At 62.0% G+C, this 14,356-nt stretch carries 16 protein-coding genes; 2 read left to right on the plus strand and 14 right to left on the minus strand.

Annotation, left to right across the window (positions count from 1 at the left end):
- Window positions 1–27: 27 nt before the first annotated feature.
- Both L370_RS13385 and L370_RS13380 read right to left on the minus strand, forming a co-directional pair.
- Window positions 28–1,023 (minus strand): ABC transporter permease subunit, encoded by a 996-nt coding sequence (locus tag L370_RS13385; RefSeq protein WP_023334198.1) that lies wholly within the window; start codon window positions 1,021–1,023, stop codon window positions 28–30.
- 2 nt (window positions 1,024–1,025) lie between these two features.
- Window positions 1,026–2,540, minus strand: coding sequence for a sugar ABC transporter ATP-binding protein (locus tag L370_RS13380; RefSeq protein ID WP_023334199.1), 1,515 nt, complete (start codon window positions 2,538–2,540; stop codon window positions 1,026–1,028).
- Between the two features lie 181 nt (window positions 2,541–2,721).
- Here L370_RS13380 and L370_RS13375 point away from each other — a divergent pair, with 181 nt between their 5' ends.
- The gene (locus tag L370_RS13375) at window positions 2,722–5,001 is read left to right on the plus strand and encodes a hybrid sensor histidine kinase/response regulator (protein ID WP_023334200.1); all 2,280 of its coding nucleotides are present in this window, start codon (window positions 2,722–2,724) and stop codon (window positions 4,999–5,001) included.
- 69 nt (window positions 5,002–5,070) lie between these two features.
- Complete coding sequence (gene yjdP / locus L370_RS13370) at window positions 5,071–5,394, plus strand: DDRRRQL repeat protein YjdP (protein WP_023334201.1); 324 nt, start codon at window positions 5,071–5,073, stop codon at window positions 5,392–5,394.
- Between the two features lie 82 nt (window positions 5,395–5,476).
- Here the strand turns inward: yjdP and phnP are convergent, their stop codons facing one another.
- The 12 genes from phnP to phnE all read right to left on the minus strand — a co-directional run bounded on the left by phnP (window position 5,477) and on the right by phnE (window position 14,352).
- Window positions 5,477–6,235 (minus strand): phosphonate metabolism protein PhnP, encoded by a 759-nt coding sequence (gene phnP, locus L370_RS13365; RefSeq protein ID WP_023334202.1) that lies wholly within the window; start codon window positions 6,233–6,235, stop codon window positions 5,477–5,479.
- Between the two features lie 9 nt (window positions 6,236–6,244).
- Window positions 6,245–6,679 carry an aminoalkylphosphonate N-acetyltransferase gene (gene phnO, locus L370_RS13360; RefSeq protein WP_023334203.1) on the minus strand — a complete coding sequence of 145 codons (435 nt, stop codon included), beginning with the start codon at window positions 6,677–6,679 and terminating at the stop codon, window positions 6,245–6,247.
- The gene (gene phnN / locus L370_RS13355) at window positions 6,672–7,223 is read right to left on the minus strand and encodes a ribose 1,5-bisphosphokinase (RefSeq protein WP_155858027.1); all 552 of its coding nucleotides are present in this window, start codon (window positions 7,221–7,223) and stop codon (window positions 6,672–6,674) included. The genes phnO and phnN overlap by 8 nt, the downstream gene beginning before the upstream one ends.
- The gene (gene phnM / locus L370_RS13350; RefSeq protein WP_023334205.1) at window positions 7,220–8,356 is read right to left on the minus strand and encodes an alpha-D-ribose 1-methylphosphonate 5-triphosphate diphosphatase; all 1,137 of its coding nucleotides are present in this window, start codon (window positions 8,354–8,356) and stop codon (window positions 7,220–7,222) included. The genes phnN and phnM overlap by 4 nt, the downstream gene beginning before the upstream one ends.
- Window positions 8,353–9,033 carry a phosphonate C-P lyase system protein PhnL gene (gene phnL, locus L370_RS13345; RefSeq protein ID WP_023334206.1) on the minus strand — a complete coding sequence of 227 codons (681 nt, stop codon included), beginning with the start codon at window positions 9,031–9,033 and terminating at the stop codon, window positions 8,353–8,355. The genes phnM and phnL overlap by 4 nt, the downstream gene beginning before the upstream one ends.
- Window positions 9,034–9,138: 105 nt before the next feature.
- Entirely contained in the window at window positions 9,139–9,894 is a 756-nt protein-coding gene (gene phnK, locus L370_RS13340) for a phosphonate C-P lyase system protein PhnK (RefSeq protein WP_023334207.1), read from the minus strand.
- The gene (gene phnJ / locus L370_RS13335) at window positions 9,891–10,736 is read right to left on the minus strand and encodes an alpha-D-ribose 1-methylphosphonate 5-phosphate C-P-lyase PhnJ (RefSeq protein ID WP_023334208.1); all 846 of its coding nucleotides are present in this window, start codon (window positions 10,734–10,736) and stop codon (window positions 9,891–9,893) included. The genes phnK and phnJ overlap by 4 nt, the downstream gene beginning before the upstream one ends.
- Entirely contained in the window at window positions 10,729–11,793 is a 1,065-nt protein-coding gene (locus tag L370_RS13330; protein ID WP_023334209.1) for a carbon-phosphorus lyase complex subunit, read from the minus strand. Before L370_RS13330 ends, phnJ begins: the two co-directional genes overlap by 8 nt.
- Window positions 11,793–12,377, minus strand: a complete 585-nt coding sequence (gene phnH, locus L370_RS13325; RefSeq protein WP_023334210.1) for a phosphonate C-P lyase system protein PhnH — start codon at window positions 12,375–12,377, stop codon at window positions 11,793–11,795. The genes L370_RS13330 and phnH overlap by 1 nt, the downstream gene beginning before the upstream one ends.
- Window positions 12,374–12,826 (minus strand): phosphonate C-P lyase system protein PhnG, encoded by a 453-nt coding sequence (phnG, locus tag L370_RS13320; RefSeq protein WP_023334211.1) that lies wholly within the window; start codon window positions 12,824–12,826, stop codon window positions 12,374–12,376. Before phnG ends, phnH begins: the two co-directional genes overlap by 4 nt.
- Window positions 12,827–13,552: a phosphonate metabolism transcriptional regulator PhnF gene (gene phnF, locus L370_RS13315; RefSeq protein ID WP_023334212.1), complete on the minus strand. Its 726-nt coding sequence runs from the start codon at window positions 13,550–13,552 to the stop codon at window positions 12,827–12,829.
- A gap of 20 nt (window positions 13,553–13,572) precedes the next feature.
- The gene (phnE, locus tag L370_RS13310) at window positions 13,573–14,352 is read right to left on the minus strand and encodes a phosphonate ABC transporter, permease protein PhnE (protein ID WP_023334213.1); all 780 of its coding nucleotides are present in this window, start codon (window positions 14,350–14,352) and stop codon (window positions 13,573–13,575) included.
- Window positions 14,353–14,356 lie beyond the last annotated feature (4 nt).

The following is a 14,356-nucleotide window of genomic DNA, read 5'->3' on the forward strand; positions in this document are numbered from 1 at the left end:
TTTCCTCGAAGCTGTAGGGTGTTGTTGTTATGCACTTTGATGGTGTCGGGTACGGTATTTGTCGATCAGCACCGCTATGATGATCACCGCCCCTTTGATCACCAGCTGCCAGAAGTAGGAGACGCCCATCAGCGTCATTCCGTTGTTGAGGGTGGCGATGATCAGCGCGCCGACCAGCGTGCCGGTGATCGTGCCGATCCCGCCGACAAAGCTGGTGCCGCCGAGGATCACCGCCGCAATCGCATCCAGCTCGTAGCCCGTGCCGAGGTTGCCGTTGGCGCTGTAGAGGCGCGAGGCGCTCATCACGCCGCCAAGCCCGGAGAGCAGGCCGCTCATACCGTAGACAAACAGCAGCACCAGCCAGACCTTAATGCCGGTCAGTCGCGCCGCCTGCATGTTGCCGCCGACCGCGTAGATATGTACGCCGAGCGTGGTGCGGCGCAGGATGAACCAGCAGATAGCAATGACCGCTAGCGCGATTACCACCAGCCACGGGATCGGGCCGAGGTAGTTATTGCCGATCCACTCGAAGCTGATGTTGGAGTTAATGACCGTCGTGCCGTCCGCCAGCAGATACGCCGCGCCGCGCAGCGCCGTATAGGTGCCGAGCGTCACGATGAAGGGCGGCAGCCCGGCAAAGGCCACCAACGCGCCGTTGAACAGGCCCAGCACCATGCCGAGCATCAGCGCGGCCGGAATGGAGAGCATGGCAAATTCAGGGATAAGCGAGACCACCATCGCCGCCACCGCCGTGGTGCCCAAAATCGAGCCCACGGAGAGGTCAATCCCGCCGGTCAGGATGATGAAGGTCATTCCCGCCGCCAGTACGATGTTGATCGACGCCTGACGGGTGATGTTGAGCAGGTTGCTCTCGGTGAAAAAGTTAGGGGCGATAAAGCCAAATACCGCCACAATCAGAATAAGAATCGGCAGGATACCGACAGTTTGCATCAGATCGCTCATCAGCATTTTTTTTGCGGAGGCGGATTTCGCCACCTGCTGCGGACTGGTTGAATGTGTCATGGTTACACCGCCTGATGATGAGTGTCGTTCACGCCGGTTGCCAGCGTCATGATGTTTTCCTGAGAGATGTCGCGCCCGTGGAGCTCGCCCGCAATGCTGCCTTCGCGCATCACGTACACCCGGTCGCTCATGCCTACCACTTCCGGCAGCTCGCTGGAGATCATCAGAATCGCCACCCCTTTGCGCGCCATCTGGTTCATGATGCGGTAGATCTCGCTTTTCGCGCCGACGTCCACGCCGCGAGTGGGTTCGTCCAGAATCAGAATGCGCGGGCCGATGGCCACCCAGCGGGAGATCAGCAGCTTTTGCTGATTACCGCCGGACAGCCCGCCCGCGCGCACCTGAGAATGCGGCACGCGGATGTTGAGCAGGGCAATGGCGTCGTCGGAAATGGACTGGGCTTTTTTGCGGTTTAACATGCCGAAGGTGGCGTCACGCTCCAGCGTCGCCATGGTGATGTTCTCTTGCGCCGCCAGCTCCAGAAACAGCCCCTGCTCCTTGCGGTTTTCGGTGAGAAAACCGATGCCGTTTTCGATGGCCGCGCGCGGGGAGTGGATTACCACCGGCTCGCCGTCGACCTCAATCATGCCGCCGGTGGCTTTACGTACGCCGAAGATGAGCTGTGCCAGCTCGGAGCGTCCGGCCCCGACCAGGCCCGCCAGCCCGACGATTTCGCCGGAACGTACCTGCAGGCTGCACGGCTGTACTTTTTTGCCGTCGGTGAGGTGGTGGACGTTGAGGCGCGGGCTGCCGAGAGGAATGTCACGCTCCTTGTTGAACAGGTCGCTTAGCGGGCGGCCCACCATCATGCGCACCAGCTCGGAGGCGTTCAGCTTGTCGCGCGTCAGGCTGCCGACGTATTGCCCGTCGCGCAGCACGCTGACGCGGTCAGAGAGTTCATACACTTCCGCCATCCGGTGGCTGATATAGATGATCGCCATTCCTTCATCGCGCAGGCGCAAAATCAGTTCGAACAGGCGGTGGGTTTCGCGGGAGGAGAGGGCGGCGGTGGGTTCGTCCATCACCAGAATGCGGCTGTTGCGGTGCAGCGCACGGGCAATTTCCACTTGCTGCTGCTCGGCGATGGTCAGCTTCATTACCAGGTCGGTGGCGCTGAACTGCGCACCGAGACGGTCAATCACCGCCTGCGCCTGGGCGGCCATCTCTTTGCGCTGCACCATCCCGCCGCGCGACAGCTCGCTGCCGAGGAAGATATTTTCGGCAACGGTCAGATTGGGCGCGAGTTGCATCTCCTGATAAATCAGGGTAATGCCAGCGGCCAGCGCATCTTTCGGCCCTTTAATGTGAAACGGCTGACCGTCGATCAGGATCTCGCCGCTGGTGGCGGTATAGGCCCCCGCGAGAATTTTCATCAGCGTGCTTTTTCCCGCGCCGTTTTCACCCATCAGCGCGTGGATCTCACCGGGAAAGACCGTCAAATCCACACCCTTGAGCGCGTGGAAACTGCCAAACGTTTTGGCAATGCTGCGCATCTCTAATACCGGGGTTCTGCTCATGGCGGATCTCCTGCGAATGCCGATATCTGCACTTCATCACAGGTACGTAAATGCAAAATGTCAGAAGCCGTTCATATTTGTCATAGTTATGAATAGCTAATCGCCGTCACATTTCTCTTTTCTCTCTCCCTGTGGGAGAGGGCCAGGGTGAGGGCAGCAAACCGCACAGGAGCCCAAACCCATGCCATCACGCCCCCCGTTTTTCGCCAGCGCCCGCGGACGCCTGCTGATTTTCAATCTGCTGGTGGTCGCCGTGACGCTGATGGTGAGCGGTGTGGCGGTGCTCGGCTTTCGTCATGCCAGCCAGATCCAGGAGCAGGTGCAGCAGCAAACGCTGGATGACATGACCGGCAGCATGAACCTGGCCCGTGATACCGCCAACGTGGCGACGGCAGCGGTGCGGCTCTCACAGGTGGTGGGGGCGCTGGAGTACAAAGGCGAAGCCGAGCGCCTGAAGCAGACGCAAATGGCGCTGCGCCGCTCGCTGGAGCAGCTTGCGGATGCGCCGCTGGCGCAGCAGGAGCCGGCGCTGGTGGCGCGCATTATTCAACGAAGCAATGAGCTACAGCAGAGCGTGACGGAGATGCTTGAGCGCGGACAGCGACGCCATCTGGAGCGTAACGCGCTGCTGAGTTCACTGTATCAAAGCCAGAGCTACCTGCGTCATCTGCAGGACATCAACCGCCGCTATGGCAGCAACGTACCGGATGCGCAGCAGCTGATGGAGATGGACCGGCTGATCGCCGCCGCCATCGACACCCCTTCGCCGCGCGCGACCGTTCATCAGCTGGACGGCGTGGCCGCAGCGCTGCCCCGGAGTGCCGCACAGCCGGTTGTGAACAGCGTTCTGCCTGATTTTAATGCCGAGTTAGGCAAGCTCGCCCCGCTGTCGAAGCAGCTGGAAGAGAGCGATCTGGCGATAAGCTGGTATATGTTCCACATCAAGGCGCTGGTGGCGATCCTCAACGGTGACATTAATCAGTACGTCGAACAGGTGGCGCAGGCCTCCCGGCTTCGCACGGCCCAGAGCCATCACGAGTTGCAGTCCATCAGCGTGTTTATCAGCATCTTCGCCGTGCTGGCGCTGATCATTACCGGGTGCGCCTGCTGGTATATCTACCGCAATCTCGCCTCTAACCTGACGGCCATTTCCCGGGCGATGTCGCGCCTTGCCCACGGCGAACAGGATGTTTCCGTTCCCGCCCTCCAGCGGCGCGATGAACTGGGCGAGCTGGCGCGCGCGTTTAACGTTTTTGCCCGCAACACCGCCTCGCTTGAGCACACCACGCGCCTGCTGAAAGAGAAAACCACGCAGATGGAGATCGACCGCGTTGAGCGTCAGGGGCTGGAAGAGGCGCTGCTGCACAGCCAGAAGATGAAGGCGGTCGGACAGCTGACCGGCGGACTGGCGCATGATTTTAACAACCTGCTGGCGGTGATCATCGGCAGCCTTGAGCTTACCGATCCCGAATCAAAAGACGCGCCGCGCATCACCCGGGCGTTGAAGGCCGCCGAGCGTGGTGCCTTACTGACCCAGCGGCTGCTGGCGTTTTCCCGCAAGCAATCCCTGACGCCGCATGCGGTAGAGATGCTGCCGCTGCTGGAGAACCTCCGGGAGCTGATGCGCCACTCCCTGCCTGCCACCCTGACCCTGGAGATTGAGGCGCAATCGCCCGCATGGCCCGCCTGGATAGACGTTAGCCAGCTGGAAAACGCCATCATTAACCTGGTGATGAACGCCCGCGATGCGATGGAAGGGCAAAGCGGGGTGATTAAAATCCGCACCTGGAATCAGCGCGTCACCCGCAGCGACGGGCGCAGGCAGGATATGGTGGCGCTGGAAGTGATTGACCGAGGCAGCGGCATGTCGCAGGAGGTGAAATCCCGGGTCTTTGAACCGTTCTTCACCACCAAGCAGACCGGGAGCGGAAGCGGGCTGGGCCTGTCGATGGTCTACGGCTTTGTGCGCCAGTCCGGCGGTCGCGTGGAGATTGAAAGCGCGCCGGGGCAGGGAACGACCGTCCGGCTTCATCTCCCGCGCTCGGTGCTGCCCGCCGCTGCTGCTGCTGAAGCGCTGTCAGCCACCGCCTCCGTCGATAGCGAGCGGCTGGTGCTGGTGCTGGAAGATGAAGCCGATGTCCGTCAGACCCTGTGCGAGCAGCTGCACCAGCTTGGCTACCTGACGCTGGAAGCGGACAACGGCGAGCAGGCGCTGAGCATGCTGGCGGCGTCACCGGATATTGGCATGTTTATCAGCGACCTGATGCTGCCGGGAAGCCTGAGCGGCGCCGAGGTGATTAACCATGTGCGTAGCCATTATCCGCAGCTTCCGGTGCTGCTGATCAGTGGCCAGGATTTACGCCCCACGCACAATCCTCAGCTGCCGGACGTTCAGCTACTGCGTAAGCCGTTTACGCGGGTGCAGCTGGCGCAGGCGCTGCGCAAGGTCATGGTAATTTGAGATTCCTCCGCTACCCCGGCTCCCCGCCGTTCATTATCGTAAAGCCAGTTCACCTGCGAGTCTGGCCTTATGAAACGTTACTCAACTGCTCTGTTATTCGGTCTGCTGTCACTCACCAGCCAGCTGGCTCATGCCGATATTGTTGATGATGCTATTGGCAACATTCAGCAGGCGATAAACGATGCCTACAACCCCAGCAGCAGCCGAAACAGTGATGACGACGATCGTTATGACCGCAGCCGTCAAATCGACAGCCGACAGTACGACGATCGTCGTCGGCAGCTTGAAGACAGACGACGCCGTTTAGATGAACGTCAGCGTCAGCTGGATGACGATCGCCGTCGGTTAGAAGAAGATGAGCGCAGGTTAGAAGACGATTACGATCGAGGCTAAAGCCTGGTGGCGCTTCGCTTACGCAGGCCTACAAAACCCTGGACCGTAGGCCGGGTAAGGCGCAGCCGCCACCCGGCAAAACTTAGTCGAGCACCAGCATCATCCCGTCATAGCCCGCTTCCATGCCCTGCGGCAGCGGGTTATCCATCATCCATACGTCAAACTGATGGCTGACGTGCGTCAGGATCACCTGAGGGCAGCCAATCACCTCGTTTAACGCAATCACGGTAGTTAAGTCGCAATGGTTTCGCGGCGTTTCCTCGCGCGGTTCATGGCTGCAGTCGATAATCATCGCCTGCGGCTGATTGTTGAGCAGGAACTTCACCGTTTTTTCCGGCAGCCCGGCGGTGTCGGAAAGCCAGGCCACGCGGCTGTGAGCCGATTCCAGCAAATACCCGAAGGTCAGTTTTGAATGGTTGAGCGGCAGCGGCGTGACCCGCAGCCCCTGAAGTTCAAACATCACAAACGGTTCGACCGTGTGGCTGAAATCCAGAATCCCCGGATGTTTAAGCAGGTCGTCGCATCCCGCGTCGTCCGGCGGACCGTAAACCGGAATGGTCGCGCCCACGCCCCAGCGCAGGGGGAAGAGCCCCTGAATGTGATCCATATGGTAATGGGTGAGCAAAAACTGCTGGAAGCTGCCTGCGGGCCAGTCGTCCATCAGGTGCGGAATGCCCGCGTCCAGCAGCGTCACCGCATCGTTGAATTTGACGACCGCGCTGCAGGGACGGCGGCGATAGTTATCCTGCAGTCGCGCCCGGCGGCAGGCCGCGCAGTCGCAGCCAAAGACCGGCACCAGCTGGGCGCTACCGGTTCCCGTCAACGTGATGGTCAGACTCATAACGCACCTCTACAGCGGTTTAGTGAATCGAAAATGGCTCTGCGTATATCCTTCACGAACGTAAAAACGGTGCGCGTCGGTGCGCTTCACGCTGGTGGAAAGTTCGGTCAGCTCCGCACCGGCCTGTCTAGCCACCTCTTCCGCCCAGGCCAGCAGCTGGCTTCCCACCTTTAACCCGCGCGCCTGCGGCATCACCACCAGCTCCTGGATCTCGCCGATCCAGCGCGCGTGATGGAGGTGAAACTGCATGTGCAGACCGATCATGCCGATGACCTGCCCCTCTCTCTCCGCAAGCTGGTAGCGCATATTGCGATCCTGCAGATTGGCAAGATAGCCCGCGTGAAACGCCGGGCGATCGAACTCTGCCTGCTTAAGCTCGCAGATCAGGGCGTAAACACTCTGCGCATCGTCGGCGGTAGCGGGGCGAAGCTGGCAGTCAGGCATGCTGTTTCTCCTTCTGGCGGATAAGCGATAAAAAGGTATCGACTGACTGTAGCAAACTTCCGTCGTTATTGAGGATGTGACAGTCTGACGGGGCATAGCGGGCCGCGCGCTCAAGCCGCTTGTCGATCTCACGGGCTGATTCACGCCCCCGGCTCTGCAACCGGCTGCGCAGGACGTCCGGCGAAACCTGCAGACAGACCGGCAGCAGGGCCGCCTCATAGCGGGCGCGCGCTTGTGGCAGGGGCGCACGCGAGCCGTTAACCAGCACGTCGAAGCCCGCATGCAGCCACAGATCGGTCTCAATGCCGATCCCATAGTAATAACCGTTGGCGTGCCAGCTCAGCGCCAGCAGGTTTTGCCCGGCCCGGATGAAAAACTCCTGCTCGCTCAGGGCGATATGGTTTTCACTCCCTGCATTGGCCGCGCGGGTAATATAGCGGTGCGCGACCAGCAGCTGCGGATGTTCTCGCTGCCGTAAGGCGGACAGCAGGCTGTCCTTACCGGAGCCGGACGGCCCCATTAACCAGATAAGTCTTCCCATCAGAACACCCTTTTTCCCTGACGCCAGACGTGGTCGATATGGATGTGCTCCCCCTTGCGGTGGGCCAGCACCAGATCCGCGCGTTTACCTTCGGCGATTTCCCCGCGATCCTGGAGATTAAGCGCCGAGGCCGGGTTTTTCGTCACCAGGCGAATCGCCTGCGGCAGCGTAAAGGTGTTGCCCTCGTCGTCGGCCACCCGAAACGCCGCATCCAGCAGGCTGGCGGGATAGTAGTCGGACGAGAGAATATCCAGCAGGCCGAGCGAGGCAAGCTTGCTTGCCGCGACGTTGCCGGAGTGCGAGCCGCCGCGCACGATGTTTGGCGCGCCCATCAGGACGTTCATGCCGTGCCTGCGGGAGGCTTCAGCTGCTTCAAACGTGGTGGGAAATTCGGCGATTACGCTCCCAAGCTGGTGGGATTCGCGCACGTGATCGTGCGTGGCGTCGTCATGGCTGGCCAGCGCGATATTGCGGTCCCGGCACATCGCGGCAATCTTAAGGCGGTTCGGCTGCGACCACTGTGCCGCAAGCGCCAGCTGCTCTTCTTCGTAGCGGGCCATCTCCGCATCGCTGAGAGAATATTTGCCCTGATAGTATTCGCGATACTTTTCAATGTTGGCGAACTGGCGCTGCCCCGGCGAGTGGTCCATCAGGGAGACCAGCGAGACCGGCTCGCGCCCGACCAGCTTTTCAAACAGCGGCAGGGTGGTGTGGTGCGGCAGCTCGCAGCGCAGGTGCAGACGGTGCTCGGCGCGGTTGAGGCCGCGTTTTTGCGTCTCCTCCACGGCGTTGATCATCTTCTCCAGATTCTCCAGGCGGTCGCCGCCGTCGCGCACGTCGCCAATCGCCACCGCGTCGAGCACGGTGGTGATGCCGCTGGCGACCATCAGCGCGTCGTGGCTGCTCATCGCCGAATGGGCGGGCCAGTCCACCTTCGGGCGCGGAGTGAAAAATTTGTCCAGATTATCGGTATGCAGCTCAATCAGCCCCGGCAGCAGCCAGCCGCCTTCACCGTCCATTGCCTCCGGCGAGCGGCTCTGGGTTTCGGCAAAGGCGCGAATAACGCCGTCATGGACTTCAACCGAGCCATCAACGACTTCATTTTCCAGCACCAGCCTGACGTTATTGATAATCATGCGTCGTTCCCCATCGGGTGTAGTCTGTCCGCCACGCGGCTGCGAACGCTTTCGTCGTGGAAGATCCCGACGATCGCCGCGCCGCGCGCTTTGGCCTGTTCGATCAGCTCCACCACGGCGGCGCTGTTTTTGTTGTCGAGCGAGGCGGTGGGTTCATCCAGAAGTAAAATCGGGTAGTCGACGATAAACCCGCGGGCGATATTGACGCGCTGCTGCTCGCCGCCGGAAAAGGTCGACGGGGCAAGGTGCCACAGGCGTTCAGGCACGTTGAGGCGCGTCAGCAGGCTGGCGGCTTTGGCGGCGCAGGTTTCACGCGGCACGCCGAGATCCAGCAGCGGCTGCATCACCACGTCCAGGGCGGAGATCCGGGGGATCACCCGCAGAAACTGGCTCACCCAGCCGATCGTCGTGCGGCGCACGTCCAGCACCTGACGCGCGGGGGCCTGCACCAGATCGACCCACTCATCGTTGTGGCGAATGCGGATATGGCCTTCGTCCGGGAGGTAGTTGGCGTACAGGGAGCGCAGCAGGGTGGATTTTCCGCTGCCGGAGTGGCCGTGCAGCACTACGCATTCGCCCTTGCTGACCTCTAACGAGGCGTTTTGCAGCACCGGCAGGCGCACGCCGTTTTGCTGGTGGAGCACAAAGGTCTTACTTACGTTTTCTACGTGGATCATGTTGGCCTCGTGGCGTTTTCTTGCCGGGTGGCGCTTCGCTTACCCGGCCTACAGGTGCGGTGTTCGTAGGCCGGGTAAGCGAAGCGCCACCCGGCAACAGCAACCTCAGTTCTGCAACACGGACGACACCAGCAGCTGGGTGTAAGGATGGTGAGGATCGTCGAGCACCCGGTCGGTTAACCCACTTTCCACCACCTGACCCTGCTTCATCACCAGCAGACGGTCCGCCAGCAGGCGTGCGACGCCCAGATCGTGGGTGACAATCACCACAGCAAGGTTCAGCTCCACCACCAGACCGCGCAGCAGGTCGAGCAGGCGCGCCTGCACGGAGACGTCCAGCCCGCCGGTGGGTTCATCCATAAAGACCAGCTTCGGGTGGGTGACCAGGTTGCGGGCGATCTGCAGACGCTGCTGCATCCCACCGGAGAAGGTTGTCGGCAGGTCGTCGATGCGCGAGGCGGGGATTTCCACCTCCTCCAGCCAGTGCTGGGCGGTGGCGCGGATGTTGCCGTAGTGGCGCGCGCCGGTGGCCATCAGGCGTTCGCCGATGTTGCCCCCGGCGGAGACCTGACGGCGCAGGCCGTCCATCGGGTGCTGGTGGACCACGCCCCACTCGGTGCGCAGCAGGCGGCGGCGCTCGGCTTCACTCATGCCGTAAAGGGAGTGTCCCTCATACAGAATGTCGCCGTTCTGCGGCGTCAGGCGCGCGGAGATGGACTTCAGCAGCGTCGTTTTGCCGGAGCCGGACTCGCCGACGATCCCCAGCACCTCGCCCGGCCACAGCTCGAAGGAGACATCGCTGAAGCCTTTGCCCGGCGCATACAGGTGGGTCAGGTTGTTAACCGAAAGCAGCGGTTTCATTGGCTGTTCGCCTCGCTCTGTTGGCGGCAGTAATCGGTGTCGGAGCAGACAAACATCCGTTTGCCCGTGTCGTCCAGCACCACTTCATCGAGATAGCTGTGTTTGGATCCGCAGATGGCGCACGGCTCGTCCCACTCCTGCACCGTAAACGGGTGATCGTCGAAATCCAGGCTTTCCACGCGGGTGTACGGCGGAACGGCGTAGATGCGTTTTTCGCGCCCGGCGCCGAACAGCTGCAGGGCGGGCATCATGTCCATCTTCGGGTTATCGAATTTCGGGATTGGCGACGGATCCATCACGTAGCGCCCGTTCACCTTCACCGGGTAGGCGTAGGTGGTGGCGATATGGCCGAAGCGGGCGATATCCTCATACAGCTTCACCTGCATGACCCCGTACTCCTCCAGCGCGTGCATGGTGCGGGTTTCCGTTTCGCGCGGCTCGATAAAGCGCAGCGGCTCCGGGATCGGCACCTGGAAAATCAAAATCTGATCTTCCGTCAGCGGGGTTTCCGGGATGCGGTGACGGGTCTGGATCAGCGTCGCGTCTTCGGTTTTTTCGGTGGTGTTTACGCCGGTGACGCGCTGGAAGAAGCTGCGGATCGACACGGCGTTGGTGGTGTCGTCGGCGCCCTGGTCGATGACCTTCAGCACGTCAGACTCGCCGATCACGCTGGCGGTGATCTGAATACCGCCCGTTCCCCAGCCGTAGGGCATCGGCATTTCGCGGCCGCCGAACGGCACCTGATAGCCCGGAATGGCCACCGCTTTCAGTATCGCGCGGCGGATCATGCGTTTGGTTTGCTCGTCCAGATAGGCAAAGTTGTAGCCGCTTAAGTTAGCCATTTTTGCGCTCCCGTTGCAGGCGTTTCAGCAGTTCCAGTTCGGCCTGGAAATCGACGTAGTGCGGCAGCTTGAGGTGCGAGACGAAGCCGGCGGCCTCAACGTTATCCGCGTGGGCCAGCACAAACTCTTCGTCCTGTGCCGGGCCTGCAACGTGTTCGCCGTAGTCTGGCGCCTGCAGGGCGCGGTCGACCAGCGCCATTGCCATGGCCTTGCGCTCGCCGAGGCCGAACACCAGCCCGTAGCCGCGGGTAAAGTGCGGGTCTTCATTTTCGGGCGCGACAAAACCGTTCACCATTTCACACTCGGTCATCAGCAGTTCGCCGACGTTCACCGCAAAACCCAGCTCTTCCGGCACGATTTCAACGTCGATGTAGCCGCTGCGAATTTCAGCCGCAAACGGGTGGTTGCGCCCGTAGCCGCGCTGGGTGGAGTAGGCCAGCGCCAGCAGATAGCCTTCGTCGCCGCGCATCAGCTGCTGCAGGCGGGACGAGCGCGAGCACGGGTAAACCGGCGGCGTGCGGGTGATGTCATCCGGCTGCGCGTCTGAATCTTCCTCCACCTTCGCCAGGCCCTGTTTTGCCAGCAGGCTGAAGACGTGCGGAGACGGTTCTTGTTCAGCGTCGGAGGTGCTCAGCGGCGGCGCTTCGCCGTTCGCCAGCAGGGTAAAATCCAGCAGGCGGTGGGTGTAGTCGTAGGTGGGGCCAAGCAGCTGGCCGCCGGGAATGTCTTTATAAACGGCAGAAATGCGGCGCTCCAGGCGCATCTGTGCCGTATTCACCGGCTCGCTGACCGACAGTTTGGCAAGCGTAGTGCGGTAGGCGCGCAGCAGGAAGATAGCTTCCACGTTATCGCCGCTGGCCTGCTTCAGGGCCAGCGCCGCCAGTTCGCGGTCCGCGATGCCGCCCTCGGTCATCACGCGGTCAACGGCGAGGTTTAACTGCTGCTCAATCTGGGCGACGCTCAGCTCGGGAAGCCGTTCATCGCCCCGTCGTCTGTGCGCCTGCAGCACATGGGCGGCGGCGATCGCTTTTTCGCCCCCTTTGACGGCAACGTACATCAGCACACCTCCACGTGGGTGGTCCGCGGGATCGCCAGCAGGCGCTCGCCGCAGGTCAGGATCAGGTCAATGCCCAGCGGGAACGGGTGCGGGCGTTCGGTCAGCTCGTGAATGATGCACTCCGGCAGCTGCGGCGCGACCATGCGTTCTTCGGCGATGCCTGCGCCCGTCAGGCGCAGCATGCGGCCGCCGCTCAGGCTGGAGACCTGCAGAATCAGCGTGGCGCTGGTCTCCGGAGCGACGGCGCTGCCTTCGCTCAGGGCGTTGAGCTGTTCATGGCTGATTTGTTCATCGGCCACGGCAAAGATTGCCTGCTGGGGCTGATCGACCAATGGCGCACCGGTGTGAAAACGCAGGTTCTGGCTGGCGATATCGTTCGACAGCGCGCCCGAGAGCCACACCGGGGTGTCGTTATCGGCAAGCGTCAGCAGCGCGCTGGTGGTCGCCAGATTCAGCGGCAGCCAGCCCTGGGAGAGCTGGTGCAGCGAGACGATCGCGCCCGGCTCGCTCATGGCCTTCAGCAGGCGACGAAAACTGTGTTGGGCATCCTGGACGGCCAGGGTAAAAGCAGGTTGAAGCGTCATGCGTTGTCTCCGCGAACGAGCGTAAAGAAGTCGACCCGGCTGGTGTTCACTTCGGCCTGACGCGCGGCAATGCGCGCGGCGCGGTCGGCTTCCAGCGGGGCAATAAGGGTTTCCATTAACGTCTGGAAATGCGGTTGTTCCTGTAAAAGCGCGTCGATCACCGCGCAGCGCTCGGCGTGGGCTTTATCGCGCCCCAGCACGTAGCCGTAGCCCAGCGTGCCGCTGTTCAGGCGGATCGCCGCGCGGGTGAGGGTGGCGTCTCCGGCGAAAAAGCGCTCGCCGGTGCCGCCCATGCGCGCCTGGATCTGAACGAGGCCGATCTCCGGGGCGCGAAGGGTGTCGTAGTCTGGCGTCAGGCTGAGCGCGCTCATGCGGGCAGCCAGCGCGGCAGGCTGGCTGTGGGCCAGCACGCGCATCCAGCGCTGTCGGGTGGAGGTATCGAAGTGCATTCAGTGCTCCATGGTGAATTCGATCATGTCGGCGCGGGTCAGGCTGACGGAGTATTCCGTCGCGTTGATCTCGCCGTCACGGTGGTTGAGGGTGCGCACGCAGAGCAGCGGGGCCATATTGGGGATTTCGAGCACCTTGCTCTCTTTCGCCTGCGCGCGACGGGCGCTGATGCGGGTCTGGGTGCGCTTGAGCGCAATGCCGGTCGCATCCTGAAGAAAATCATGCAGCGATCCGCTGGAGAAATGCTGGAGCACGGGCCAGAGGGCGAGGTCCGCGAAGTAGTGGTCTATCTGGCACACCGCCACGCCGTTAACGCGGCGCAGGGTGCGCAGGTGAATGACGCTATCGCCCTCCTGAATGCCCAGCGCGTCCGCCACGTGGCTGGAGGCCGGGCGCAATACCGAGAGCAGCTTTTCGCTGGTCGGATGGCTGCCCTGATCCAGCAGGTTCTGGCTAAAGCGCGCCTGTGCGTTTAGCGGGTAGTCGAAGGGGCGCATCAGCACCAGCACGCCCACGCCCTGGCGGCGCTGGACCCAGCCGCGCTCGACCAGCTGGTCAATGGCGCGGCGCAGGGTGTGGCGGTTTACCTCATAGCGGTCGGCAAGCTGCTGCTCGGCGGGCAGGTAGTCTCCGCAGCGGTAGTGCGTGCGCAGCTCCACTTCGAGCTTTGCCGCAATCTCTTGCCAGCGGGTGGGGTAACTGGTCGGATGTCTGGATAAGTGCATAGAAAACAAAGCCTCGCTTCTCAGATGAAGTGCTTACGCAAACGTTGAGAGAGGAAATCCAGCAGGCTGACGGTGACGATGATGAGCACCATCAGGGCGCAGGTTTGCTGGAACTGGAAACCACGAATCGCTTCCCACAGGGTGACGCCAATCCCGCCTGCGCCCACCATGCCGACCACCGTCGCGGAGCGGACGTTGGACTCAAAGCGGTACAGGGAGTAGGAGATGAGCAGCGGCATCACCTGCGGCAGGACGCCGTAAAGGATCTCTTCGATTTTGTTGGCGCCGGTCGCGCGGATGCCTTCCACCGGGCCGGGCTCGATGGCTTCGACCGCTTCGGAGAGCAGCTTGGAAAGCACGCCGGTGGTGTGGATGAACAGTGCCATCACGCCGGCGAACGGACCCAGGCCGACGGCGACCACGAACAGCATCGCAAAGACCATTTCATTGATGGCGCGACAGGCGTCCATCAGGCGACGCATCGGCTGGTATACCCACCACGGCACGATGTTTTCGGCACTCATCAGGCCAAACGGAATGGAGAGAACGACGGCAAGGGCGGTGCCCCAGACGGCGATTTGCAGGGTGACCGCCATTTCGCTGAGGTAGTCCTGCCACTGGCTGAAGTCCGGCGGGAAGAAGTCGGCGGCGAAGGTCGCCATGTTGCCCGCGTCTTTGAAGAGCAGCAGCGGATCCATTTCCGCGCCCTTCCAGGAGATAACCAGCACCGCCAGCAGGATGGCCCAGCTTATGAGCGAGAACCAGCTGCGCTTCGGCGGTGGGAGGGTGATGGTTTGCATGTTG

Origin of the sequence: Enterobacter sp. MGH 24, assembly GCF_000493015.1 — a bacterium.
Taxonomy (GTDB): Bacteria; Pseudomonadota; Gammaproteobacteria; order Enterobacterales; family Enterobacteriaceae; genus Enterobacter.